A 23,947-nucleotide genomic window follows, 5' to 3' on the forward strand; every position below is an offset into this window, starting at 1 on the left:
CGCATCGATGTCTCAACCGCCATGATCCATGTCGCCATGGCCGGTGTCCTCATCCGCAGAAACGCTCATCCCTGATTTTCCAAACAGGCTCTGAGGGTCTATTCTCTTGTCTCTTGCGGAGTTTTTCAGTGTTGGCCGAAAGCTCTATTATTAGTGATTGGACGGACGTTCACTGATGAGCGGGGCTTATGGCTCAAAATTCTCATCAGGTTGTTTAGCCGTGTAGCGAATGCGATAGCTGCGGCTCTTGTTGGTCCGATGTGTACATAAATAGCTAGAGTTAGCTCGATGTAAAAGGGTCTATTTAAGATGTGTTGGTATTGGTCACCATGAACATAATAAAGTAAGGTTTCAAAAATGGCCCTCGTCCGAACTTATCAGTGAAGCGCTGCAGCGACCTGCTTGGCCAATAAGCACTTTCAGGATGCAAAGAATAAATGCGATAAAGCAGATGACCCCGGTAGGAATCTCGGTTGACTCCGTATCTGTCGATGTACGGCTTTTTTCGCTTTCCGCCCGTACGGCGATTAGAATGCCAGCGACCGAACCGCTCCAGATCTATTTCGTAAAGTGTGCTCGCATGTTTCCTGAAGTATGCACTCAATGAAAATTGAGCTAGATCGCGAGGATGATCGATCTTTAATTTTTTTACGGCGCGTCTGCCCTCATGCTTTCCTTCGAAGTGAAAGCAATTAGGCTCGCGGTTGATCTTGCCCTTCTTGTCGATGTACCATTGAAACCAAAACCCACTCCGGCGACAGCCCTTCGTAGGGCATTTGCGCGTCGTGAATCCGGATAACCCAAGCGGAGGACCCGCAGAGGGGTAGACCTTAGCCTGCTTCCCACGATGGTGCGGCTGCAAAAAACCGATTAGGAACGCTTGAGCGATACGTTCCAGCTCCCATACATCCGGACAAATGACGTCACAAGCTACTTCGACATACGTTACGATCGCATCGGCCGGTAGCTCACAAAGGATCCGGAACGCCGAGCTACGAAGTTGATAGATCTCTAATTGGTGTCTGTAGCGAGGATCAAAGAAGGCGGACTTTCGTGTTTCTATAACTTTACCGCATGCCTCTATCAGCCGACAAATCAAAATCTTACAGATGATCTCCTTTGACCAAACACGAACTTTATCAAAATAATGATAGACCCTTTCAGGCTTGAACGCTTGGAGCCATCGCTTGTTTTCTATTCGCCATTGTCTCCCATCGAAGGCTTTGTATGCGCAAACTTCGCTCTCAAGAGCATGTTTTCTCGCGGTGAGAATTCGTAGACGCAATGGCAAAGTACGCTCTGTTACATGCGGCATGTAGTGCCTCCATGAGTGGTCGAAGTTTGCAAAGCTTTAGATTTGTCACTTGCCGCGAGCGACGATTGGGGACGGGAAAATTCTTCAGCTTGACGCCTCGCCCACGACCGGTACGACGCTATCTAGCCGTTCGGAATGACCTTTGGGTCGGGAATTAAGCCCTCACGACGCCCCTCAGGGAGCGCGGATGCTTTAAATCGATTGTAACGGGGGGAAAGGCCGGCGGATATTAGCCGCCACCCGTGCGCAACCACGGCGGCGCAGACGGCAAAGTTCCTTCGGCTTCCCACAAATTCCTTTGACTTCCTCGGGCAGATGGTAGTTGGAGCGGTATGGCGATCGCGTCGCCATTAGCATTAGGTGCGCCGGCTGAGTGGTGGCTTAGCGCGGCCCTTGACCACCCGAAGGCGTTACCACCCCTTCACAAGATTCCTAACATGAGCCGTTTCCATCTCGAGTACTTGACGACGAGCTTGAATAGTTTCCTGTTCGTCGCGGCGTTCTTTTAGGACAAGTTGTTAGCGGACTGCGATGCAAATTGGCCCATTTATCTAAATCAGCTATAGAATACATAGGGTGACGTCCAAAATATCGGTACTCGGGCCCTTTTCCATTTCGAGCTGCTGCCCAATTGGCTAGTGTCTTTGCTGAGCAACGGAAACCCAGTGTCTGCAGATATTCTGCTGCCTGTTTCCGATTTAAGCGCGGATCCTCAGAGCTACTAGTCATGAGCCTGTCCCCTTGCATTACGTGAACCATACGGGTTCGTGATTAGAATCGAGATGTCGATCAAGATTGTTTCAAGCGGTGCCGAAAAGTCGGATCGTTTTTTCGTCCGGAGCCCGTTATCGCTATCCGCGGGCGCCAGTTCGATCATGGATTTTGCGACGCGCGCCGCTCGATGCGTTGAATTTCCCCATCTCGCGCGTCAGGCTCTCGCGACGGAGCGCCTCAATCACCGCTTCAACTTCATCTTCGGCGAAGGCTATAGCTCTCGGGCCAAGGCGCACCGGGCGTAACCGCGGGATGCTGGTGCCGGGAATAAATTCGGCCCCACCTTCACGATAAACGTAATCGTCATTGAATTTTGTTCGGCCGACCGGCAACTTACCGTGTGGACCATAGACCGTGTTCCTCCGCAACAATCGCATGTGGTTTTCTCCGGACGTCAAAAAGTTGACGCGGACCATACCGGACGTTGTTGGCGCGGTCTTCACCGCCAATTCGCAATTAAGCGCGAAAAAGCAGGGTTACTTACTGCGGCGCTTTCCTCGACGGATAGAAGCCACCGCTTTCGCTTTGTTTATATCGACCTCGTCTCCCGCTTCGGAGCAAAAACTCGCGAAGCTTTCAACTTCCTCCTCGACGCTAACCCCCGACATCTTTCCAAACTTGCGGCGGCGCCTTTTTATGGCAGCTACTGCCACTCTCGTTGTGATAACCCCTTCACGTTCCTCTAGCGGTGTAAACCGACCCGGTTTTCGTCCCCTATGCGCCTCACGATCCTTGCCGGGCTTAAGTCTGAGGTTTATTTTACGGTCAATAAGTTCGGATAGGTCCTCCAGCTGTTCGTGATCGAGAGGCAAATCAGCGGAGCGAAGATATTCGCAGAGGCTGTGTATATCGCGATCTTTGGCCTTGGTGACTGCCAAAGCCCAGCTGCTTATCCTAAGCCTCCTTTGAAGCATTTCTGATGTTCGCGGTTTATATCGGAGGACGGATTTGCGCTTGACATCAATATAGCTCGTCGATGGGAGTTGCTCGTTCGCATGCGGGTGCTCTGCCGGTGCCGAATTTTCGAGCATTTCCCTGAGCTCCGTCACAAGGAGATTTTTGCCACGTCTTGGTCCTCTGCCAGTCTTGCGGCTTATCTTTCGTTCGATGAGCTCGGCAACCTGACCTCGCTGGATTGGGGTAAGCGAGCAATCGCGAGAACGCAAATGTTCACATAGATTTTTCGTATTATTGGCGTATGCGTCAAAGACGAACTGCGACCAATCTGGCATCGCTTTATAACCACCGAATTGATTTCAGAATATACGATTAGTCAATTGACGAAACGGGCGCGTAAGAGCGTATCCGTTTTACAGACAGATCGGCTTTTTAAATGCGCTTCCCGAGTGCAGATCTTGCCCAATTGGCTGTCACCCGTCGACCGAATTATTTGGACATAGCCTTGCCGCGCGCGGCCGTTGTCCGGTTTGAGATCCAAGGTTGGAGCGACAAAAGGATAACTAGGCGAGTTTCAATCGGAGGGCCTTTCATGGAAATCATTCTCGGTATCGTGGCCGTTGCTATAGCAGGTTACCTAGTAGTCAACGGCAAGCGAAACTCTGATCCACTCAATCGAAAGTGCGCAGCCGAAATCTGCGCCTATCTGGCGGAGTCGGTTGAGCGTGACCCAACCAAAATCCTCGAGATTTTTATGACTAATGCTCGGTATCAGAAGCAGGCCATGCACGTCATCTCGATGGTGCCTGCGATTTTGATAAAGGCTGGCTATCCAAAAGAGCACGCCATGAGCGAAGTGCCTTTTATTCGAGCGGTGGCAATGTCCTTGCCCAAGTAACGGCCTATTTGCCTCTACGAGTGGCCGCGACGAGCTTACTCCGCGGCTGTACGAAGGCTATTACGTCACCATAAAAAGATTGAGGGACTTTCAAAGGGCTTTCAATTCATCGGACGTGAGCTGGTTCAGCAACTGACATAGTCGGTGATAGATTGCAGTAGGGAGCGGCTATCGCAGGTTCCCTGCGCTCTATTTGCCGCGGTCCGCCACGAATCAGAAGGTCACCTTAGCGCCCTCCGCCAGGCCAGTGATCCTTGACCTCTCCCCGGCGGATGCAGACCAACACGTCCTTACCGCCTCTCTGGCTCGAGGAAGCCATAGCCCTTTGTACTGATTGAACCACTTCACGGTGCGTGCATGTCGCGATTAGGTTGCCTCAAAGTCTTATCGACGCGACGGATGCATGGGCTGGGGAAATGAGGTTTTTCGCTTCGAAACCATACGCCCTTTGAAGATCCGGCTGAGACGAAGGGATGATGACGAAAACTGCGAGGAATAGAGTTTTGTCAAGCATCGCCATCCTCTCTTGCGGCTTTCGTGAGATCTGCCGTTTGAACTGACGAGCCTTGGTACTTTCGCGTTATTGACATTGAACCACGACGATAGACATTGCGATGATTGTCGACCTTTCAAAGTTGGTGTATCGGCGATTTGGTGGGCCCGTCGAGATAGGCAGTTGTCGGCGGTCGCTGGGCGGTGGTTTGGGGAGATCGGGCTGAAGGCGAAGCAATCAGCTTGGGAGGAGTATTTCGATGTCAGACGACCAAATTCGCGCGCTTGTAGAAAAGAACATCTTCGTTGCAAATCAGAACAACAAGATAGTTCAAAGTAAGTCGGATGAGGACGCTCAGATTTTCATGGACTCGTTGTTCGAACGTCATGACGTCGTCTGGGGCGTCTGGCAGAAAGAAGACGGCGGCATCGGCATGTTCCCGCTCAAAGGCGATGATGTTTTTCGAGAAGCCACCGAGACCGGCACGTCACCCCCACTTCGAATGACGGCGATCGTTTGCTCTCGGAAAAAAGGTGAGGCTGCCCAAGCAGCGCGGCGAACTGATTAGCCGCGCCCTTTCTCAAAGTGACGCCGCGTCCCGGCAGAATGAGCGGAAATTTGGTTTCGTCTATTATGATGCTGACTTATGCGCCGGGCGCACGCCCGTGCACATCGATCATCATTTTAAGGCTAGGTTTACCGACGGCGGGACAACTGACGAAAACGCAAGGTTATCGCTCAAGCACTAGATGATATGCTTGGCCGGTTGGCCGATGGCAGCTTGGCGATGGTGAGCTGGTACTTGATCGACCGCGCCTGCTTCTCGTTGATCTCGCGCTTAGCAGGTCGCCGACGATGTGCTGAGGTTCGTGCTGGCGCTTGACGGCCGTCGCCATGATCTCGTCGAAGGCAGCCCTCATGCCGTAGAGTTTGAGCTCACCCATGAGGTCGAAGATTTGGGTTCGTTCCATCAGATGGTCCTCCGGAGGTTGTCGTAGCGGGCGCAATCGGTGATCGGCGCATGGCGGAGGGTCAGTGCCGCCGGCGTCATGATGTTGGTCGGTGCAGCGGGTTCGCGTTGGCGAGCCAGGATGTTGAGAACGACGTCAGCGGAATGGACGCCGTGACCAAGCGCCTCGGCGCAGGCGGCTTCGACCGCCGACAAACCGTCCGTCAGCACCGCATTGAGGATGTGGACCATCTGTCGATTGCCGTCGTCGGTGCTGGCGAGCCTGCGCCGGATCCGTTCGATCGCGGCCGGCAACACCCAGTCCTTGAAGGGTGCGCCGTTACGTAAGGCCCCGGGTTTGCGCGCGAGCACCGGCATGTAGTGCCAGGGATCGTAGGTCGTCTCGCCGCGTCCGAACGATCGCGGATGCTCCGCAACGATGCGCCCGTCCTGACGGATCACGATGCGGTCGGCATAGGCCTGAACCTCGACAGGACGCCCGACGGCGCTGGCCGCGACCGAGTATTTGTTGTTGTCGAAGCGTACCAGGCAGGTTTTGGAGACCGATGCCGGCACCGCGTGGAAGCCGTCAAACCGACCAGCATAGGGAACGAGCTTGGGGCGCTCGGCTTCGAACACATCCCATATCGTCTGATCGGCCAGTTCCGGGTGTCGATGAACCTTGGCGTGGGCAATGCATTTGTCGAGCAGCCAGGCGTTTAGCTCGTCCAGTTTTTTGAACCGCAGCCGCGGCGTGAAGAAGCGTTCCCGGACCAGCCCGACCTGGTTCTCGACCTGGCCCTTCTCCCAGCCCGACGCCGGTGTGCAGGCGACCGGATCGACAAGGTAATGGCTGCACATCTGCATGAAGCGGCGGTTGTATCGGCGATCCTTGCCCACGAAGATCGTCTCCACCGCCGTCTTCATGTTGTCGTAGATGCCGCGACTGCAGGTCCCCTTGAACAGTGTGAACGCCCGATCGTGGGCGTCGAATACACCATCTCCTGCGTCTCGCGCGGATAGGCCCGAGCGAACAGCATGCGGCTATGGCACAGCCGGACATGAGCGACCTTCACGAGCATGGTCACGCCGTTGAGGAGAACGATCTCGTGGCTCCAGTCGAGCTGATAGGCTTCACCCGGCGCAAAGCTCAGCGGGACATAAGCCGCCGCGGTCGATTGCCCGCGCTCCTTGCTCCAACGCCTGGCGTAACGCCGTACGGCATCGTAGCCGCCGTCATAGCCGCGCCGCGCAACTCTTCGAAGATCCGGATCAGCGTCAGCTGTTCGCGAGCCGATTTGGCCGCGTTCGCCGCCAGCAGTTCATCAAGCTCCGCCGCCCAACGCCCGAGTTTGGGGCGTGGCTGGATCGAACGCTCATACTCGAACGAGGTCTCTCCTGACCTCAGCACCTTGCGGACCGTGTTCCGCGACACCTTCAGGTCAGGGCCGATCTCCTTGATCGTCTTGCCCTTGATGAAGTGTTCGCGCCGTATCCGCGCAATCGTCTCCACGATCAGCATCCCCGACCACCTGCTTCATGACAAAGCAGGCAGCGCAACAGCCAACCTATAGGGGGTCAATTTTGAATTTTGGACGCCGATCCCCCGGCCTATGGAGTGGGCCCCTGGTGCCGGACGGGTAAGCAGAGTTGGATTGACCGGGTGGCCGGGCTTTTGGAGAAGAGCCCATGCCGAGACACCGATCCCACAGCGTTGAGTTTAAGCGCCAGGTCGCTCAGGAGTTTCTGAGTGGCGAGACGCTTCACGGCCTGGCCAAGCGCCACGACCTTTCGCGTAACCTGATCCGCATCTGGGTCGAAAAGTACGAGACCGGCGCGCTGGACGACGACGCCCGCGCTGCAGATCTGGTCCAGGAATACGAAGCGCGGATCGCCGCGCTCGAGCGGTTGGTCGGCCGTCAGGCGCTCGAGCTGGAGTTTTTAAAAGGGGCTCTGAAAAACGCACCCCGGCAGAGAAGCGCGACTACATCCGTGATCACCGGCCCCGCGGTCTGTCCATCGCTGAAGGATGCCGGCTGATGGGCATCGCGCGATCAACCTATTATGATGCGCCTGCGGCGCGCATGGGCGATATCGAGCTATTGAACGCAATCACCGCGATCTGCGACGAGTTCGACGCCTATGGCTGGCGCCGCGTGCAGGCGCGCTTCGCCATCGCGGCGTGATCGCCAACCACAAGCGGATCAAGCGCCTGATGCGCGAGCACGATCTGCAGCCGCGCCCGCCGTAGGCGTTATATCGCCACCACCGACAGCGACCATGATCAGCCCATCTTCCCGGATCGTTCGAAGGGTATCGTCCTTGATGGCCCGGACCAGCTCTGGGTAGCGGACCTGACCTACATCGCCGTCATCGGCGGCTTTGCCTCTGTGGCGATCATCCTCGACGCCTGGTCACGCCGCGTCGTCGGCTATGCGATCGGCAGGTCGATCGACGCGCGGCTCGCGCTCGCGGCGCTGAAGGTGGCGATCGAGCGACGGCGCCCGCGACCAGGATGCATTCATCATTCGGATCGCGGATCGCAATACGCGTCTGGTATCTATCAAGCATTGCTGGCGGCCCATGACTTGGTCGGCTCGATGAGCCGGCGCGCAAACCCGTACGACAACGCCAAGGCGGAGAGCTTCATGAAGACACTCAAGGTCGAAGCGGTCTATCCGATGGCGTTCGAGACCTTCGACGACATCGCCGAGCAACTTCCCAGGTTCATCGACGACGTTTACAATCAACGCCGCCTGCATTCCGCGCTCGGCTACATCAGCCCCGTGCAGTTCGAGGAGCAACATATCCGGCCCATGGTCAAATCAGCAGTCTGATCCCGTCCGGCACCAGGGGCCCACTCCAGTACCGGCTTGAGCGACGGACATGGGATCTCCTAGTTGTGTCGGAGAGCCTATGCAACATGGCCTCAAATGGTCGGCGTTTCGCTCCTCTGCGACATCGGCTTCACGATGAGTCTCTTCATTGGTCTGCTGGCCTTCGAAGATGTAACCCTGCTGGCTCGGGTAAAGTGCGGGATATTACTGGTTTGGTGACTTCAGGGTTGGCGGGGTATTTGGTTCTCCGCCTGTTTCGCTTTTCTCGATAGCGCTGCCTCTCATCGTGAGTTGGTGGCTTTTCGGTTTGCGAGTAATGCCTCAGCGCTGCGTTTGATGCGTTGCTGGCGATACGGGCTCCTTGCAAATTTAAGAACGATCCGAAATCAATTTGTCAAAGGCGGCGCGCGTTGGATAATAAAAGTCCCAACTTGGAGAGAAAAATGTTGAGGGGCTCAATCATCATCGCCGCCGCGGGAGCCGCGTCGGCAATAGTGGCGTTTCCGTCTGCTTCGGAATCCACGCGCACCGATGACATTAATTGGGATATTTATTCGGTCCTTTAATTGCGTGATGTTGTCAAGCTTCCTTGAGATGCCGGCGCTGGGGTCATGGTCCTTTCCCAGGTCGCCAAGCGCCTCATGATGATGTCCGGGTCGGACGCCTCAACGTCTGCAGCGGAGTGCGGACGAGCCGCCACCAGCCGAATAAACGAGGTCGTCGCAACTGCCGTCCCAGCGGGGACATCGCCAGCCCAGCAAGCTGGGCCAGGAACTTGCCGGTAGAGATCAGGCGGCGCCGGCCTGTCCCCATTCAAAGGAAGTACCATCAACCCAGATGCAGTGAAGAATGACGGCGATCTTGCGGGCAACGGCAACCTTTGCCTTCTTCATGCCGACCCGTTTTGCGAGCTTCATCCCCCAGGCTTTGAGAGAGCACCATTTCTTGGTTCGATAAAGCAGGACGGTGGCCGCCTCGAACAGATAAGTTCGCAGGAGCCGATCGCCCCATCGAGAGATCTTGCCGTTCGTGTCGATATCGCCGGATTGATGACGTCGAGGTGTAAGGCCCAGATAGGCGCCGACCGTTGAGGCCGATCGGAAGCGTGATGGATCGTCGATGGTGTGGCGGAATGTCAACGCCGTCACGACGCCAACACCAGGAACCGTCATGAGACGACGGCTTATTTCATCGGACCTTGCCAGCTGACGGACCTGGTTATCGAGCTTTCCTTGCTGCTGACAAACCTGTTCGTGGATCGCCAGTAGCGGTTCGATGACAGCGCTGAGCTGATGCTCCCCGCCCAGCAGCTCACTAACTTTCTTTCTGAACGGAAGTGCGATGGCTCTCGGAAACACCAATCCATATTCTTTGATCATGCTGCGAACCTGGTTCTCGATGTCCCTGCGAATGCTGACGAGGCGAGATCGAGCAACGAGAATGGCGCGGATTTTTTGGCTCTCCTCGCTCTTGACCCTGACTTCACGGTACCAGCCAATCCGAACCAGTTCAGCAAGGCCGCGCGCGTCATTCTGATCGCTTTTGTTCATTCGCACCGAGAGGGCCGCGTGTGCATGTCGCGCGTCGATACAGACCACCGGGAGATCAACCCGTCGGAGTTCGTGCCACAGCCAACTCGACATCGCCCCGGTCTCAAAGCCGACGCGCTCCGTATATGGTGCTCGTTTGCGCAGCAGTTCAGCTAAGGCGTTCGGATCAGATTTTGTCTTTCCCTCGAAGACAATCTGTCCTGCCTCGTTGATAACGCACACCGAGGTTTCCTTTTGCGAGACGTCGAGCCCAACATACTGCTTCATGGTAGCCCTCCGATTTGTTCTTGCGTGAGGGCTTAAGATAGCGGACCATTTTGCCGCGGGTGCCGACCGCAATTACGTCATCGTCTCCGATTATTACGGGGGCGAATACGACTGGCCGCGGTTGAGGCTCGCAGAACCTTCTACCAAGCAGAGCATCACTCGCGACATCGTCCCGCAGATTGAGAACCTCACGCCTGACCAGTTGGCGCGCCTCGCCAAGCAGCAGGATTTCTGCACGGGCGCCTATTCGATCAGATGCTTCGGGATTCCGACCAGCAAGCTGAGGGGCTACGTCGAATGGACTTTGGGCAGGCGCGTCCACAACATGCAGGTCCAATCCGCGAAGGCGGCCGAGCGCTTGGCTGCTTCGGAACGCGAGGCCCACCTGGACGCAAAGCGGGCAAGCGATACCGCACAGCGCGCCATCGTGATCGCCGCCCTGAGTATCGTACTCGCGGTTGGCGCCTTTATCTTGATTCTTTGGAAGGCGTTCAGGCCTACTCCGGGCCTGAGGCAAAAAAGCCCGCATGCCGATAGTGCCGACCTTGAGAGTCGCTAGAGCGCCAACTTGGGTGACGAAGCGTTCCAAAGTTCCTGTACCCGGCGCCAGCCTTGAAAATCGGCTCACGGTCTTGCGATGACCGAATGCCGCGTCGTTCAGCAAACCTGCGGACCGCGTCATGAAGGTACCGCAAATTCAACTCACGTTCGAGCAGATACACCGCAATCCTGACGCATGATTGCGTCACACGTTGTCGCGTCCACGCCGCCGCGAAAATAAACAAAGACCAAAAAGATACACGCGTTCGCCAAGCGGATATCGCAACATGAGCCGAAATTGCCGGTCGCGCCGCACTTAGCGCTGAGATCGATCTCGTGATCAAGGCACAAAAAACGGAGACTCCGATGGGCAAGACACCACTGGACGAACAGATCGCTAATGCGCTCGTTAATAACGCGGTCAACGATGGCTTTCTAATCTCAGTCAACGACAGTGATGAAACGGCCGTCAACCGATCACGGAATGTCACCGAAATAACTAACGCGATGTTCAGCGCGAATACGGACACACTCACCCTTAATGTCGAAGAACACCGCGTCGGTGAGGTCACTTTGATTTACGACCGCGGCGGTAAGGGGCTCGATGTGATCAGCGACCACACTGACATTCCTCATATCAACCGTCTGGTCCAATACACGATGAAGCAGTTCGGCTTGTGATCTCAATGGCACCGTCCACTCGGAAACCCGGCGTCACCTGTAATGCCCTACATCTCAGTCCCTGACTGGATCACGAACCAGGTTCCAGGCGCTGTACGCCTTCGTCTATCCGATCCATCTTAAGAGATACAGAGCGCAGGTAAGCAGGTCGCGTCGCTGGCGAATTGCCTATCAGAGCATCACGTTCCTACGATCGAGAAACGCCCTCGCCATCTTCCGAGCCTGCTCTCGTGATGTAGTGAAGGTCTCGCGAGCGCACCCGTCATCAGCCTTTGATTGCCGGCGCAGAGCTACCGTCAGATCGGCAAGGTCTTTCAGGGTGCAAGGCATCGCGATACTCCACAAACGATGGGGAAAAGGTAACGCTGAGTCCCGCAGTTGTAACCCGCTTAGATTTGTTTTTGGCTCATCGAGCGGGCCGACAACCGGCACCAGGCTAGGAACAAGTCGCTTGGTGCTAGCTTGAGTCCCGGTTCTGAGCGTGGAGGCGATTATGCGTGAATCCGGTTGGACGCCGTCGATCGTCCCGAACGATCGCGATCACACGATCTATCTTGTGTTGGATAGCTACAAATCTGGCTCCGTTTGGCACCAAACAGATGTCGACCGAACCGATCTTGAAGCGGTCATCATGGGCATGCTTGAGGGGCGGTATCAAAACCCAGTTCGGGTCGTTGGCTTCAACACATCAGAGAAATGGTCGGAGGATGTCTCGGCCGATGTGGCGCACGAGGTCCGCCGGCGCTGCGATCTGCAACTTCGCGACGTGCCGTTCTACTTGGAGGAGTTCGTGGAGCGCCACGAAGGCCGCTACCACGACATGCAGTTGCCGCTTCCGATCCGTCTGGTGTGATCCGTCTCGTCGCTTGCTACGTTTCGCGGGCCGAATTACAACACGTTGGAGAGGACTGCATGCGCACTTCTCTAATCTGGTAAGAACGCGTAAACTATCAATGTTTTCAAATTGTATCGCTTCAAATTTTCGGCTGTCGTCGTGCCCAAGCCCGCCTACACCAAAAGAAATGGGATCGGACACGATGCAGCAAGTTTCAAACGACAACGCAGGGACACACTCGGAAACTGTTGCCACAGCGCCACCTCGTAAGAATGCCGACGTGCTAGCTAAGGTCCTGCTGGATATTAAGCTCATGTTGGACATTGAGAAGGTGCTCGCCGAGGAGCTCACTCTCGAAATGCCACTAAGGCGGCGACCGGTTCACGATCAGATATTGAAGATTATCGAGGAGGCTCACACCGTCAGCGCTGCGGAGGGAATACAGGCCGGCTTTCGCAATCGCCAGCGATTAAAATAGGTACCCGCGGCCCGATGGTGATTCGCAAAAGCCTGTGCCTTTTGGGGTCAATCGGTGATGAGCAATGCCGTAGGGGAACAACCCTCCATCAAAGTGCATTGATTCAACTGGAACGGGTGGACCCACAATCCATATGATCCCCGACCCGATCAGGCCCGCTGTCGATTCATTCCAGCGGGCCTTTTTGCAATGCCCGTTCAGACCGCGCCCGGATAGGATACGAACGCACGCAGCAACAGTGCAACTAGCACCACGATACCGATCGTTATAGCAACGATAGAAACTCGGTGCATGCGCGGCAACGCTGACGCGGTCACCTTGGTTCACCAGGAACGTCGGCACAGAAGGAACTTTCCTTACCGGGCGTGGTTAGGAAGCGTGACGAATCCCGTTTACACCGTGGGACATTCCACCCGAACCATCGACGAGTTTACTGAGCTCTTAATGGCTGCGGAAATCCGCACATTGGTTGATGTCCGAAGTTCGCCCACATCACGCGGGTTTCCGCATTTCAACCGGGAATATCTCGTAAATGCTCTGGAGGGGGCCCAGATCGGATATGTCTATTGCGCCGCGCTGGGCGGTCACAAGGGAAAAGAGCAAGACAATCCCTCCGGAGATCAATGCGTTCTGGCAAAATCAGGGCTTTTATAACTGCGCCGATTACGCGATGAGCAGAGAGTTCATAGCCGGCCTGGAGTATCTCATTGAAACAAGTCAGCGCTAATCGACCGCGATAATGTGTGCTGAAGCCGTTTGGTGGAGATGTCACCGACGAATTATCGCGGACTACCTCATCTCACGTCAGATTCCGGTCGGTCATATACTCGAACCCGGCAAGATCGTTGAGGCTCAGATTACGCCTTCCGCCGAACGCCGAGGAGCGGTCATTGGCTATCCTGGTTAAACCTTAGAGGAGCAGTGATTGCTTAGAGTTCCTGGTTTGACTCTGCTTCGTTCTTAGGAAGCGAATCCGGTCGTCGTAAAGCGACCCGCGGCAACCGTTAAAAAAATAGTTCTGAACTGATATCACCCCGTAAGCCGGAGCGATCAACCCCAGCGCACCTCCTGGCGTCTTGTGTATTCCTCGAACGCCTTCTCATGTTCAGGTGCGCACCGGTAACGCGACCAACCGTCCCCCGCCTCGCCGTCGTATTCGGCAAAGAGAAACAGGTAAATACGGAGCCGCTGGTTATCGTCGGAGTTCCGAACGTAAAACGTTCTCATGTCCCCCAGACCTTTGCCCATGGCGACGAGCCGCAAGGGGCTCTCCCTCCACCTGGCCCCTTGTTGAACGATCTACCGATCGTTTGCGCAATGTTGGCATGTCCAGCGCAACCCATTAGACCACCCGGCAAATCATTCGCCCAGGACCGCGACGCCTTGGCGGTTTAGCGATTTGGAACGTCTAGTTCAGGTCTTTTTGGAACGTCTAAGTCAGGCTTTTTCGGAACGTCTAAGGCAGGTTTTTTGGGGACGTCTAGGTCAGGTTTTTTCGGGACGTTTAGGTCTGGAAAGGGTTCCGAGCTCGGAGAAGAAGCCCATTTTTCGGTACTGACGGCGATCTGACGGCAGTGAGCTTTTACGAGCAATCCATCACCGGCGGCACCCAACAGCAGTTCAGCAGCACGCGCTTCTTGAACAGCACTTTCCATCGAGGGAAACGGAGCCGCGCGCTTAGAGTTCCGGGCGATTAGAACCTTCATAAGGTGTGAAGTTCGGCTATCAACGGACCGATACATCAGCCACTACAAACATGTGACGCGCTGTTTGACGCGGCCGCTTTTAGTTGACGACGCCTTAGGGCTTGCCGCGAGCTTACCGGCGTTGCGTCCGAAAACAACCGTTCACAGAGCGTGGGTATGACCTGAGGGTTTGGCGCCGGGCGCTTGCGGCTGGGTGATATAATCAGAGCCAAAATTGATTCGAGGCGACGTATGACCGGTTGGCTTGACTGAATACAGTCACGCTTAAGCAGGAAGCAAGAGTGGCATTTTAAAGCTTTTGAAGTGCTCAAGGGCCAGCGGCGCAGGATTTTGGACGCCGACACCTCCTAAGTTCGGCATGAGCGATGGTTACCTCCCGAAGAAGTAAATCTGCTCAGCCGGCCCTTGGGTCCTGTCAAACGCCATTAAGCTTGGTTGTTGTGAGCGCCCCACCCCTTCCTGCTGCTGTTGCCGCAATTCTTGCTCTTGGTGTTGCTGCCTGCGGGCGGCCTCCTGCCTGGCCTTCTGCGCTGCATACCGCTTGTGACGTTCGCGTTCGGCCGCCTTCTTAGCAACCTGCTTTTGCTCCTTTTCGGCCTGCCGCGCGGCCTGCTTTTCACTTTCTCTGTCCTGCTCGCGAAAATCATTTACCGGAACGGGCGCAACAGCGGGTATAGACTCCACTTGTAGTGGAGGCGTCGATTTAACGATGGTTTCAGCCGGCCTGTCGCTGGACGGGGTGACATCCGCCATGGCAGGTAGAACCACCCTAGCCGCAGGAAGGCTATCTTGCGCTTCGGCAGTTCGCGCTGGCCGAGCATTGACAGCCGCCTTTCCCAGCCGGACCCCGCCTCCAAATCCCGCTCCAATGAGCAGGGCCGCAGTGCCGATCCCTGCAAAAAACATTCCTGGTGCCGAAACCATCGCGACCTCCCTGTTCCCTTACTAAACGCGCGAGATTCAACATGGTTCGCTAGTAAACCTTTTGGTCCCAGAACCTTTTCTTATCACAAACCGTCCCTGACGGTTATCAGACGAGTAAATTAACAAAAATGCCCGCGCCGCTGAAAGATCACGGATTGCCCCTTATTTAACTTAAGGAGCGGCGTTGCGATTTGGTTGTCGCGCTGATGGGGAAGCATGGCGCGATAGCGGGTCAGTAGATGGCGCAAATCGCGGCCATTCAAAGTGCAATTGCAGCTTTGAAGCTGTGCTCGAAGATCTGGACGCTGACGCGGAAGTGGCAATACGCGTGGCATAGTATTCATCGTCCGCGGTAGCCCGGCCCCTCGTCCTAAGCGGAACAATTTTTCATTCGTGCCGACCGGATGCGCTCTTACGTGGCCTTTTTCGTCTGCGCTGCGACGGCGTTCGACGAATCTCATCGCCGGCGTCACAATAATTCCCTGCAGAATGATGGATATTGGAATGACGAGCGCACTCGTGCTCCAAGACAGGTCGGCCTGCTTGAACCAATATTTACCGAGCGCATACGCCAAATAATAGATAGTACCAATTCCGCGGATACCGAAAAACTAATTGCCAGTCGTTCCGCCCAACGACGTGGCGTGGCCGCAAGGCTGAGCCATCCTGACAGCGGCCGAACGACAAGAATAGTTAGAATCGCAAATAACACCGCTTGTCAGTTCAAGGCGTCAACACGTGCGCTCCTTCAAGATCACCAGCGGAAACCATCATCGATAGACGTTGAAGCTGTTCAGCAAAATCGTGCAATGTTTCGTGGGTATCGGTGATTGCGCTCGGCCGCGCGAAGCGCCCGCCGAGGACTCCCGGAACATCGGCTGGCTAACGTGAAATCAAAATCCTTTCTTCCTGCTCTTGTCTAAGCTCACTTTACGATATCGAAAGCGCGGCGGTTTCCTTGGGAGCTTCACGATGCACACCCTCTCCTGGCTGCCGTCGGCATACACCTTCAATAAAAAGCGCTCGTCGCCTTCTTGAATGATTTCAATCTTTGTTGGTTTCTTCGGCATCGGACCCGGCAGTTTCGACTCGGACCTTCGCGCTCAGTCGTGACTGACCGACACCGTCGCCCGCGTGCTCATCATCGCCCGGGCCGGAGCACGACCTTGATCACACCGTCCTCCTTGTCGCGAAATTTCCTATACATCGCCGGCGCTTCCTCAAGGCTAGCTGGATGCGTGAGGACGAAACTCGGATCAATCTTGCTCTCTTCGATCAGCTTAAGAAGGGGTCTGGTATAAGCCTGCACATGGGTCTGGCCGGTCTTGATAGCGCACCGATAGCCTGCTTCAGACGCGGCGCAGGAAGCTCCTGGTTTGACCTTGCCCACCCAGGAATTGGCAGCATCTCCCTGCCCATTTGCCTTAAACCGCTCGAGCAATTCGCTGAGGCCCCCGCTAAGGAGACTACCCACGCCGCCACCAGCCAACACGCCGCTTAGGTGGCCAAGCAGGTTGCCGAGGGGTTGATCCTGTTGTTTTCCAACCTCAGGCTGAGTTTTGTTTCCGCCTGCGCCATTTAACAGCTCTGCAAGCTTGTCCCTGTTTTGGTAGCCCGCCAACGCGAGCAGGCCTAGCAACGCTGTCATTGATGGCATCCCTCGCGACATATTATTTACTCCCATCTGCCAAGAACTCCCGCTCAACGTTTATTTCCAGTGCTAGTTCCGTCTCCTCCCATGACGCAGCCGTTGCCCTTAGCGGCTACGCGGCGGGCTTTCCTTTCCGGGTCGCACAGGAACTTGAGCGCACGCGAGGGGTTAGGAGCGTCTCTATAACACTGGAGGAAATATGAGACGCTTACTCCTTGCCGCCTGTTTCAGTCTGTCGGCGATCACCGTTGCGTCGGCGCAAAATCCGCCCGCGCAGTCGGGACCTAACAACAACGCAATCAACAGTTCCGGCCACAACAACGCGAATGCCCCGGTGGCCGGTCGCAATAGTTTCACGAAAGGACAGGCTAAGTCGAAACTCCAGGAAGCCGGCTACGCAAACATCACTGATTTGAAAAAGGACAACGCTGGTGTTTGGCGTGGAAAGGCCAGCAAAGGCGGCACCGCCACTGCCGTAAGCGTTGATTTTCAGGGCAATGTCCATTCTGCGCAGTAAGGAAACTTGATAGATGACAGTTACGATTTCTCGTCTTTACGATTCACACACGCAGGCGCAGGCGGCCGTTCAACGGCTTCAAACCGCCGGAGTACCCCAATCGGACATCAGCCTTGTGGCGAATAACTCGGACAGCTGGTTTAATACCGATAAGAATGTTGATCGGGACCGCGATGGCGTTGATGATCGCGTAGAAGGCGCAGGCACCGGTGCCGGCATTGGTGCCGGCGTTGGGGCTGCCGCGGGACTCTTGGCGGGCCTCGGCTTGCTTGCGATCCCAGGGTTGGGGCCAGTTGTTGCGGCTGGCTGGTTGGCGTCGACGGCAGTCGGCGCAGCGGCCGGGGCAACAACCGGCGGCATCGTCGGCGCCCTTACCGAAGCCGGCGTGTCCGAAGAGGACGCTCATTCATACGCAGAAGGCGTCCGTCGCGGCGGGACGCTTGTGTCAGCCAGGGTCGACGAGGGGGATCGAGCCCACCTTGAAGCAGCATTGAATGATTCTGCAGTTAACCTGCAGGAACGCCGCGCCGCCTGGCAAAAGACGGGATGGAGATCGTTCGATCCCTCAAGTCAGCCTTATGGAGCGGAAGAGGTCCGCAAAGAACGACAGCGCTACGGCAGTGGTTTGCGCTAGAAAATTGAGCGGCCCGTGGTGGCGGGCCGCTAACACCTTCAATGACGGGCATCTCAAGGGCCAGTAGGGAAGAGAGGCATCCATAATCTCACACCTCTAGAGAGCACCACCAACGCGGGTACATGATGCCGGCGGATAAATGCCCAGAACGGCGTAAGATCGCGACTCGGGGAATATCTGTCGGACCCATGCGTGACAGTGAACAAAGCTCAGAAGGAAACCGCGGTCTTACAATAACCCCGGCTGCCGTTGCTAATTCGGTCTCCGCCGCGCTGCAGTTAGCCGCCATTCTGTACGGCTCCCCGAGATGCCGAAAATATTTCCCAGCTCACCACGAACATTGCCGCGATCAGCGGGCCGATGACAAAACCGTTCAAGCCGAAGACTTCGATGCCGCCGAGCGTCGAAATCAGCACCACGTAGTCTGGCAGTCTGGTATCCTTGCCGACCAGGAATGGGCGGAGCAGATTGTCCACAAATCCAATCACAAGCACGCCATAAAGGCTTAGTCCGATCCCCTGCCATAGGGCGCCGGTCGCCAGTAAGTAGATCGCAACCGGAAGCCAGACCAATGTCGCGCCGACCGCAGGGATCAGCGATAGGAACGCCATCACCACGGCCCATAGCAGTGCCGCGTGGAATCCCAGGAACCAGAACGCAATGCCGCCAAGCGCACCTTGGACGATGGCGACCACAATCCCACCTTTTACGGTGGCGCGAACGACGTCAGCGAATCTCGTAAAGAGCGCGGACTTTTGGTCGCTGTGGAGTGGGATGGCCTTCTTGATCTTTTCAGCCAGTGCTTTGCCGTCCCGCAACAGGAAGAACAAAAGATAGAGCATGATAACAAGACCGACCATAAAGTCGAACGTGTTCACCCCTATACTGAGCGCCTGCGGGGCGAGAACTTGCCCACCTTTCATCAGCCCGGCCGCGAGCCGTTCGCGCAATGCAGAAAAATCCGTCAGGTTGAACCGCTCGATCAGTCCGGTTGCCCAGGCAGGCAGGGCCTCGAGTATCCGCTGCAAGTAGTTAGCGAAACTGTACTCGCCGGACTGGTACTTCGCGAACACGATCGATGCTTCCTGAACCAGGGAGGTCGTGATCAGTGCAAGCGGCAGAATGACGATCGCAATAATGATCAGAACGGTGACCGCGGCAGCAAGGCTTGGCCGGTCGGGCATCGATGTGAGCAACCTTCGATAAGTTGGCGCAAAAATCACCGCCATGACGATCGCCCAGAGCACAGCGCCGTAGAACGGCTGAAGAACCCAGGCGAAAGCCAGCGTGACGGCGACAAGCAGCAACAGAAAGGCTTGATGTTCAATCCTGCGCACGGCTGGCTCGTTCCCGCGTTCCAATGGCGTTGTAGGACCAATCAAGGAGTTGGCAAGTACGGAAGCGGTCGTCCGATCCTTGCCAACGCTCAATCGCCACTTCAACCAATTCGACCTGGCCGAGCAACTTCAACAAAATCGCGACGCGTTCGTGCGGTCTCAGGCCAGCGAGCGCGCATCTAATTTCCGATTGCGAGGCCGCAGCGTACCAAGCTCCGACCGCGAGAACGCTGTCCGCGGCGATAATGGCAATCAGAAACCGTCCCGATTTGCTGCGTTCAAAAGATGTTCGACCGAGTGGAAAAGCCAGGAAGACTCTGCTGGCATGATGGATGAACATGAGAACTCACAAGTTTTGGCTGTTAGCAAAAGGCGGCCGGCCGACCGCAATTAACGCAGCACGTTTATCGGTCTGCCTGTCACGCTACATGACCGACCAGAGGCGCGCTCTCAAGGAGAGGTGCCAGTGAGAAGCGAGGGCGCAGCTGCGCGATAAGCGTGAAAAGGATGTCCGCGGAAGCCTGGATTGTTCTTTGCAACTGACAGATCGTAAGCGGTTAACAGCTAACGGTTTGTGATTAGTTCTGACTCGCCGTGAACGGGAGCGGGAATATCCAGGCCCTTGGCTTCATATTCATTGAGCTTGTTACGCAATGTGCGAACCGCAATTGCGAGTGTCTTTGCTGCCCGCGTCCGGTTGCCATTGCAAGCACGCAGCGTCTCAATAATGAGATCGCGTTCAACTTCAGCAACCGTTTGTCCAATCAGTAAGGCAATCAGTCCCGTCTCGCTGATTATAGCGTTCGGAACAGCTCCTTTCTCACAAATCCAGCCGTTCAATATTTTCGACCTCTATGATCGAATCATACATGCTTCTTGATGCGCTGGGATTGTGACGATAGGCGGGCAGGCAGCGTATGCTGTAGCCTCTACCAACCTTACCCGGCGGTCGACAACGCGAACTAGATAGGCCACCGCAGCTAGCAGTACCGACAAATCCTTTGTGCAACAGATCCGCGGCGAACATGCCACAATTGCGGCGCGAATCGCACAAAATGTGAGTAACTGATGCGCACTCTTTTGGGGGATCGAATGACAAAGGAACGGCTCAGCGTACAGCAAGGTCAGATCCTGCTGGATGGAACGTCGCTGCGGTGCAGGGTTCGTTACCTCACCCCCACATCCGCAACGATACAGACGTGGGATGCGCCGGTACTACCGTTAGCGTTTTCCTTGCGTGTTCCAAATGCGGGCCTTAATGCGCGGTGTCAGGTTCTCTGGCGAGACGAGCGCCGTCTCGGCGTAACCTTCATCTAAACGATCGATGCGCAGCCTTATGGCGCTCATACGCTTGGCGACGTTCCGAGCGATGCTTGACTTGCCGACCCCGGGCAGCCAGCCAGCGCAATAAGTCTGGGCACCTGCTTTTGTGAAATCGTTATGACGAACGACTTACCTTAAGTTTTCGACCGAATTGGTATTACACTCGACCTTTCTTTCCCGATGCCTTCTCGCGCACAGAAGTGTGCCCAATCGGCCGCCAGCCTCTGGCGCTTCACGATGAGATCGCCACGCCGATATGCGGCTTCAACCTTGTTGCCGACGGTGTGAGCGAGCGCCATCTCTACAACATGGTTTGGAAACGCGGTACTCTCCGCCGCCCAGTCTCTGAATGTGCTCCGAAAGCCGTGAACCGTGATGTCCAAGCGATCCATCCGCCGCAGGACAGCCGCCATTGCCATGTTGCTCAGACCGCCCGCTCTTGGTCCGATGAAAACGTACGGATTATTCTTTTCACGCGGCAGCTCTTTTAGGATTTCAACCGCTTCGTCACTGAGTGGCACGCGATGTTCGCGGCCCGCTTTCATCCCGTTACCCGGAACAGTCCAGGTCCGAGCCGAGAGATCGATCTCGTTCTACCGCGCGCCGAGCGCCTCGCCTGTCCGACCTGCCGTCAGAATTGTAAATTCAAGAGCACGCGCTGCGACGCCGTCCCGCTTTCTAAGCAATGCCATGAAAGCTGGGATATCGGCATAAGGGAGTGCGGCATGATGCTGCGGTTTGGCAAGCCGGGAGCGAGCGGGCAATACGTGTTGCAGATTGCCTTTCCAGCGCGCCGGATTGTCCCCGTCCCGCAGCTTCCGCACAGTAGCCCAATCGAGCACAGCTTCGATCCGACTACGCACCCGGCTTGCGGTTTCAGTTTTCGTCGGCCAGATCGGCTCTCTCCGATCTTCGGCGAGTTAGGCGAAGGCGGACACGTTTGCCGCCGCGTTCGAAGAACTAGTCGAGCTTGGCGAAGATCGGCGGCTGGCATTGATGTGTTCGGAAGCGGTGTGGTGGCGATGCCATCGCCGGATCATCACGGACTACCTGCTGATGAACGGGTACGCTGTGGATCACCTCATGGCGGTCGGACATACCGATCATGCCAAACCGACCCCCGGCGCGCAAAGAACCGCGTCAGGGAAGATCATATATCCGGCCGCCGCACTGGCTTGAGTGCCGGATGTATCGAGGAGTCGCGCCACGCACTAGGAAAAATCATCCCGCTCGGGATGCTCTTCTACGGCGAGCCTGCGATTGTACAAAAATAGTCCCGATCGGTTCTTTTTATGGATTTTCGTCCGTGAGCCTGCTACAATCGTCCCGATAGGGATGATTCATGCAACCGGTCACAGACAGCAAAAGCCTCGGCCTTTTGATCCGCAAGGAGCGCAAGGCGCAAAAACTGACACAGGAACAGCTTGCCGGACTCACGGGGGTCGGCGTGCGTTTCGTGCGCGAGCTTGAAGCCGGCAAAGAAAGTTGCCAGATCGGTCGCGCCCTTCAGGTGACGACAGCTTTGGGTCTTAGCATCTCCGTCGCTGGACGATGGGAGAGTACCCCATGACGCACCTGCTGGATGTCTGGTTCGGCCAGGCGAAAGCCGGTGCCCTCAGCCAGGACGAGGCCGGCGCTCTCAGCTACGCCTACTATCCAAACTACCTCATTGGACAAGAGCAGCGCGCCATCTCCTTTTCGATGCCGTTGCAGGAAGCCCCCTATGCGGATCGAATCGTGCGCCCCTTCTTTTCTGGCCTTCTGCCGGATGAAGGTGCCCGGCAGCGTCTGGCGGGCACGCTCGGCATTTCAGCCGGCAACGCCTTTGGCCTGCTCGAAGTGATCGGCGGCGAATGTGCGGGAGCCTTGTCGCTCTATCCTCCCGGTCAGGAGCCGCAGTCGTGGGATGGCGACGGCGTTGAAATACTAAGCCCGGCGCGGCTCGAAGAAATCCTCGGCATGCTGCGCGAGCGCCCCCTTCTCGGCGGCGAGGAAGGGGTTCGCTTGTCACTTGCAGGCGCTCAGGACAAGCTCGCTGTTTGCGTTGAAGGGGAAAACATCGGGCTTGCGAAGGGCGGTCGCCCCACAACGCATATCCTAAAGCCCTTAATTCAGGCGCTCGACGGCACCGTCGAGAACGAACTGTTCTGCCTGCGCCTTGCGGCGCGCCTGAAACTCCCGGTTCCTTCCGTTGAAATGCAGCATGGCGGCGCGATTCCCTTTCTGCTGATCGAGCGCTACGACCGCTCCCGGCACAAAGACGGGACGATCACACGCCTGCATCAGGAGGATTTTTGCCAGGCGCTGAGCGTGCCGCCGGAACTCAAATATGAAGAAGAAGGCGGGCCTGGAGCCGAAAGGTCGCTCGACCTGATCGACCGTGCCACGGCGCGCCCGGCAGCGGATCGGCTGGCCTTCATCCGCATGCTCATCTTCCACTACCTCGTCGGCAACGCGGACGCTCACGGGAAGAATTACGCCTTGCTCTATCGCGCCAAGGTTCCGGACCTCGCGCCGCTCTATGATGTCGTCTGCACGGCGGCCTATCCGCGTCTGGCTAAAAAGCTCGCCATGGCTATCGGTGGACGGTCCCTCCCCGACACGATCCAGTTGAAGCACTGGCTCACGCTGGTGCCGGACACGCGGGGCGCGCAGCGTCTGCTGATCAAGGATATGACTGAACTTGCGGGGCGCATCAGAGGTGAAGCCGATAAGCTTCTGGCCGAGTTCGAGGATGCAGGTACCTCACATGAAATCCTCAATACCGTTCGCGGCATCATCGAAACCCGTGCGGCTCATTTGCTGCGGATAACACACGCTTAAGATTTTAACGGAGAGGACTGGGGGATTATGGCTCGCATCGAAAACCATAAGTACAGCATCGAGGAAGCGTTCCGGGAGTGCTTCTACATCGTCCCCGACTATCAACGCGAATACGTCTGGACCGACAAGGAGGTCAACCAGCTCCTTGAGGATATAAACGAGCAGATCGGCAACGGCCATGTACGTGAGTATTTCATCGGCACGATCCTGGTATCCCCTACCTCGCAGAAGAACCACTACGAGGTCATTGATGGTCAGCAGCGACTGACTACTTTCTTCCTGTTGCTGTGCGCGCTGAAGCATATGTTTCGAGGCGAAACCCAGCAGCAGACCATTAGCGGCCTGATCTCGACCAGCTACACCGACAACAGCGGTGAGACACGGACTAACCTGAAGCTGGAACCGCGATATGAAAACGCCGGAGTGTCAACGGCGGAGCAAAACCAAGCCACGGAGGCGGAGTAAAAGCAGGCCAGTCTGGGCGCGGCAGAGGCCGCTCGCGAAGCGCGCTTTTCCCT

28 protein-coding genes and 4 pseudogenes are annotated in these 23,947 nt (G+C 56.3%); 18 read left to right on the forward strand and 14 right to left on the reverse strand.

Features of this window, described 5'->3' with window-relative positions; all coding sequences use genetic code 11:
- Positions 1 to 304: 304 nt before the first annotated feature.
- The 3 genes from GGQ85_RS18385 to GGQ85_RS18395 all read right to left on the reverse strand — a co-directional run bounded on the left by GGQ85_RS18385 (position 305) and on the right by GGQ85_RS18395 (position 3,120).
- A complete protein-coding gene (locus GGQ85_RS18385; protein ID WP_309775752.1) occupies positions 305 to 1,315 on the reverse strand; it encodes a hypothetical protein in 1,011 nt (336 codons plus the stop codon).
- An 851-nt stretch (positions 1,316 to 2,166) separates the two neighbouring features.
- The gene (locus tag GGQ85_RS18390) at positions 2,167 to 2,466 is read right to left on the reverse strand and encodes a hypothetical protein (RefSeq protein ID WP_309775753.1); all 300 of its coding nucleotides are present in this window, start codon (positions 2,464 to 2,466) and stop codon (positions 2,167 to 2,169) included.
- A gap of 99 nt (positions 2,467 to 2,565) precedes the next feature.
- A complete protein-coding gene (locus GGQ85_RS18395) occupies positions 2,566 to 3,120 on the reverse strand; it encodes a hypothetical protein (protein ID WP_309775754.1) in 555 nt (184 codons plus the stop codon).
- Positions 3,121 to 3,578: 458 nt separating this feature from the next.
- Between GGQ85_RS18395 and GGQ85_RS18400 the strand changes: the two genes are divergently transcribed.
- Positions 3,579 to 3,884, forward strand: coding sequence for a hypothetical protein (locus tag GGQ85_RS18400; protein ID WP_309775755.1), 306 nt, complete (start codon positions 3,579 to 3,581; stop codon positions 3,882 to 3,884).
- 752 nt (positions 3,885 to 4,636) lie between these two features.
- Complete coding sequence (locus tag GGQ85_RS18405; protein ID WP_309775756.1) at positions 4,637 to 4,945, forward strand: hypothetical protein; 309 nt, start codon at positions 4,637 to 4,639, stop codon at positions 4,943 to 4,945.
- Positions 4,946 to 5,145: 200 nt separating this feature from the next.
- Here the strand turns inward: GGQ85_RS18405 and GGQ85_RS18410 are convergent.
- Together GGQ85_RS18410 and istA are read right to left on the reverse strand one after the other, a co-directional pair.
- A pseudogene (locus tag GGQ85_RS18410) lies at positions 5,146 to 5,348 on the reverse strand (IS21-like element helper ATPase IstB); the annotation flags it as partial.
- Positions 5,348 to 6,848, reverse strand: a pseudogene (gene istA / locus GGQ85_RS18415) (IS21 family transposase). The pseudogenes istA and GGQ85_RS18410, both read right to left, overlap by 1 nt.
- Positions 6,849 to 7,015: 167 nt before the next feature.
- Here istA and GGQ85_RS18420 point away from each other — a divergent pair.
- The 4 genes and pseudogenes from GGQ85_RS18420 to GGQ85_RS18435 all read left to right on the forward strand — a co-directional run.
- On the forward strand, positions 7,016 to 7,366 hold the full coding sequence (locus tag GGQ85_RS18420; RefSeq protein ID WP_309775757.1) for a transposase: 351 nt from the start codon (positions 7,016 to 7,018) through the stop codon (positions 7,364 to 7,366).
- Positions 7,366 to 7,512 carry a hypothetical protein gene (locus GGQ85_RS18425; RefSeq protein WP_309775758.1) on the forward strand — a complete coding sequence of 49 codons (147 nt, stop codon included), beginning with the start codon at positions 7,366 to 7,368 and terminating at the stop codon, positions 7,510 to 7,512. Before GGQ85_RS18420 ends, GGQ85_RS18425 begins: the two co-directional genes overlap by 1 nt.
- A 42-nt stretch (positions 7,513 to 7,554) precedes the next feature.
- Positions 7,555 to 8,163, forward strand: coding sequence for an IS3 family transposase (locus tag GGQ85_RS18430; RefSeq protein ID WP_309775767.1), 609 nt, complete (start codon positions 7,555 to 7,557; stop codon positions 8,161 to 8,163).
- Between the two features lie 75 nt (positions 8,164 to 8,238).
- A pseudogene (locus GGQ85_RS18435) lies at positions 8,239 to 8,435 on the forward strand (Na+/H+ antiporter NhaA); the annotation flags it as partial.
- A 516-nt stretch (positions 8,436 to 8,951) separates the two neighbouring features.
- On the opposite strand, the gene GGQ85_RS18440 reads toward GGQ85_RS18435, so the two are convergent.
- On the reverse strand, positions 8,952 to 9,980 hold the full coding sequence (locus GGQ85_RS18440) for an IS110 family RNA-guided transposase (RefSeq protein ID WP_309775759.1): 1,029 nt from the start codon (positions 9,978 to 9,980) through the stop codon (positions 8,952 to 8,954).
- Between the two features lie 121 nt (positions 9,981 to 10,101).
- Between GGQ85_RS18440 and GGQ85_RS18445 the strand changes: the two genes are divergently transcribed.
- The 6 genes from GGQ85_RS18445 to GGQ85_RS18470 all read left to right on the forward strand — a co-directional run bounded on the left by GGQ85_RS18445 (position 10,102) and on the right by GGQ85_RS18470 (position 13,421).
- A complete protein-coding gene (locus GGQ85_RS18445; RefSeq protein ID WP_079445532.1) occupies positions 10,102 to 10,539 on the forward strand; it encodes a hypothetical protein in 438 nt (145 codons plus the stop codon).
- A 347-nt stretch (positions 10,540 to 10,886) separates the two neighbouring features.
- Complete coding sequence (locus tag GGQ85_RS18450) at positions 10,887 to 11,201, forward strand: hypothetical protein (protein ID WP_244553389.1); 315 nt, start codon at positions 10,887 to 10,889, stop codon at positions 11,199 to 11,201.
- A 493-nt stretch (positions 11,202 to 11,694) separates the two neighbouring features.
- A complete protein-coding gene (locus GGQ85_RS18455) occupies positions 11,695 to 12,054 on the forward strand; it encodes a hypothetical protein (protein ID WP_079445530.1) in 360 nt (119 codons plus the stop codon).
- A 184-nt stretch (positions 12,055 to 12,238) separates the two neighbouring features.
- On the forward strand, positions 12,239 to 12,514 hold the full coding sequence (locus GGQ85_RS18460) for a hypothetical protein (RefSeq protein ID WP_079445529.1): 276 nt from the start codon (positions 12,239 to 12,241) through the stop codon (positions 12,512 to 12,514).
- Between the two features lie 291 nt (positions 12,515 to 12,805).
- A complete protein-coding gene (locus GGQ85_RS18465; RefSeq protein ID WP_309775760.1) occupies positions 12,806 to 13,168 on the forward strand; it encodes a DUF488 domain-containing protein in 363 nt (120 codons plus the stop codon).
- Between the two features lie 85 nt (positions 13,169 to 13,253).
- On the forward strand, positions 13,254 to 13,421 hold the full coding sequence (locus tag GGQ85_RS18470) for a DUF488 family protein (RefSeq protein WP_309775761.1): 168 nt from the start codon (positions 13,254 to 13,256) through the stop codon (positions 13,419 to 13,421).
- Between the two features lie 143 nt (positions 13,422 to 13,564).
- On the opposite strand, the gene GGQ85_RS18475 is transcribed toward GGQ85_RS18470, so the two are convergent.
- From GGQ85_RS18475 to GGQ85_RS20965, 4 genes are all read right to left on the reverse strand, one after another.
- Positions 13,565 to 13,777 (reverse strand): hypothetical protein, encoded by a 213-nt coding sequence (locus tag GGQ85_RS18475; RefSeq protein WP_079445528.1) that lies wholly within the window; start codon positions 13,775 to 13,777, stop codon positions 13,565 to 13,567.
- Between the two features lie 812 nt (positions 13,778 to 14,589).
- Positions 14,590 to 14,973, reverse strand: a complete 384-nt coding sequence (locus GGQ85_RS18480; protein WP_309775762.1) for a hypothetical protein — start codon at positions 14,971 to 14,973, stop codon at positions 14,590 to 14,592.
- 290 nt (positions 14,974 to 15,263) lie between these two features.
- Positions 15,264 to 15,719 carry a hypothetical protein gene (locus tag GGQ85_RS18485; RefSeq protein ID WP_309775763.1) on the reverse strand — a complete coding sequence of 152 codons (456 nt, stop codon included), beginning with the start codon at positions 15,717 to 15,719 and terminating at the stop codon, positions 15,264 to 15,266.
- A 566-nt stretch (positions 15,720 to 16,285) separates the two neighbouring features.
- Positions 16,286 to 16,792 carry a YidB family protein gene (locus tag GGQ85_RS20965; protein ID WP_244553388.1) on the reverse strand — a complete coding sequence of 169 codons (507 nt, stop codon included), beginning with the start codon at positions 16,790 to 16,792 and terminating at the stop codon, positions 16,286 to 16,288.
- Between the two features lie 202 nt (positions 16,793 to 16,994).
- Here GGQ85_RS20965 and GGQ85_RS18500 point away from each other — a divergent pair, with 202 nt between their 5' ends.
- Positions 16,995 to 17,312 carry a hypothetical protein gene (locus GGQ85_RS18500; RefSeq protein WP_079445526.1) on the forward strand — a complete coding sequence of 106 codons (318 nt, stop codon included), beginning with the start codon at positions 16,995 to 16,997 and terminating at the stop codon, positions 17,310 to 17,312.
- Positions 17,313 to 17,325: 13 nt separating this feature from the next.
- Complete coding sequence (locus GGQ85_RS18505) at positions 17,326 to 17,946, forward strand: hypothetical protein (RefSeq protein ID WP_079445525.1); 621 nt, start codon at positions 17,326 to 17,328, stop codon at positions 17,944 to 17,946.
- A 278-nt stretch (positions 17,947 to 18,224) separates the two neighbouring features.
- Here GGQ85_RS18505 and GGQ85_RS18510 read toward each other — a convergent pair whose 3' ends face one another.
- From GGQ85_RS18510 to GGQ85_RS18525, 4 genes are all read right to left on the reverse strand, one after another.
- Positions 18,225 to 19,283, reverse strand: a complete 1,059-nt coding sequence (locus GGQ85_RS18510) for an AI-2E family transporter (RefSeq protein WP_079445547.1) — start codon at positions 19,281 to 19,283, stop codon at positions 18,225 to 18,227.
- A gap of 564 nt (positions 19,284 to 19,847) precedes the next feature.
- Entirely contained in the window at positions 19,848 to 20,123 is a 276-nt protein-coding gene (locus tag GGQ85_RS18515) for a helix-turn-helix domain-containing protein (protein ID WP_079445524.1), read from the reverse strand.
- Between the two features lie 617 nt (positions 20,124 to 20,740).
- Complete coding sequence (locus tag GGQ85_RS18520; RefSeq protein ID WP_309775768.1) at positions 20,741 to 21,193, reverse strand: tyrosine-type recombinase/integrase; 453 nt, start codon at positions 21,191 to 21,193, stop codon at positions 20,741 to 20,743.
- A 6-nt stretch (positions 21,194 to 21,199) separates the two neighbouring features.
- Entirely contained in the window at positions 21,200 to 21,502 is a 303-nt protein-coding gene (locus tag GGQ85_RS18525) for a phage integrase central domain-containing protein (RefSeq protein WP_374708924.1), read from the reverse strand.
- A gap of 49 nt (positions 21,503 to 21,551) precedes the next feature.
- Here GGQ85_RS18525 and GGQ85_RS18530 point away from each other — a divergent pair.
- From GGQ85_RS18530 to GGQ85_RS18545, 4 genes and pseudogenes are all read left to right on the forward strand, one after another.
- Positions 21,552 to 21,785, forward strand: a pseudogene (locus tag GGQ85_RS18530) (DUF488 family protein); the annotation flags it as partial.
- Between the two features lie 163 nt (positions 21,786 to 21,948).
- Positions 21,949 to 22,176: a helix-turn-helix domain-containing protein gene (locus GGQ85_RS18535; protein WP_079445523.1), complete on the forward strand. Its 228-nt coding sequence runs from the start codon at positions 21,949 to 21,951 to the stop codon at positions 22,174 to 22,176.
- A complete protein-coding gene (locus GGQ85_RS18540) occupies positions 22,173 to 23,429 on the forward strand; it encodes a type II toxin-antitoxin system HipA family toxin (RefSeq protein ID WP_309775765.1) in 1,257 nt (418 codons plus the stop codon). Before GGQ85_RS18535 ends, GGQ85_RS18540 begins: the two co-directional genes overlap by 4 nt.
- A gap of 27 nt (positions 23,430 to 23,456) precedes the next feature.
- Entirely contained in the window at positions 23,457 to 23,894 is a 438-nt protein-coding gene (locus GGQ85_RS18545; protein ID WP_309775766.1) for a DUF262 domain-containing protein, read from the forward strand.
- The last annotated feature ends 53 nt before the right edge of the window (positions 23,895 to 23,947 follow it).

This window comes from Nitrobacter vulgaris (genome assembly GCF_031453995.1).
Lineage (GTDB): Bacteria > Pseudomonadota > Alphaproteobacteria > Rhizobiales > Xanthobacteraceae > Nitrobacter > Nitrobacter vulgaris.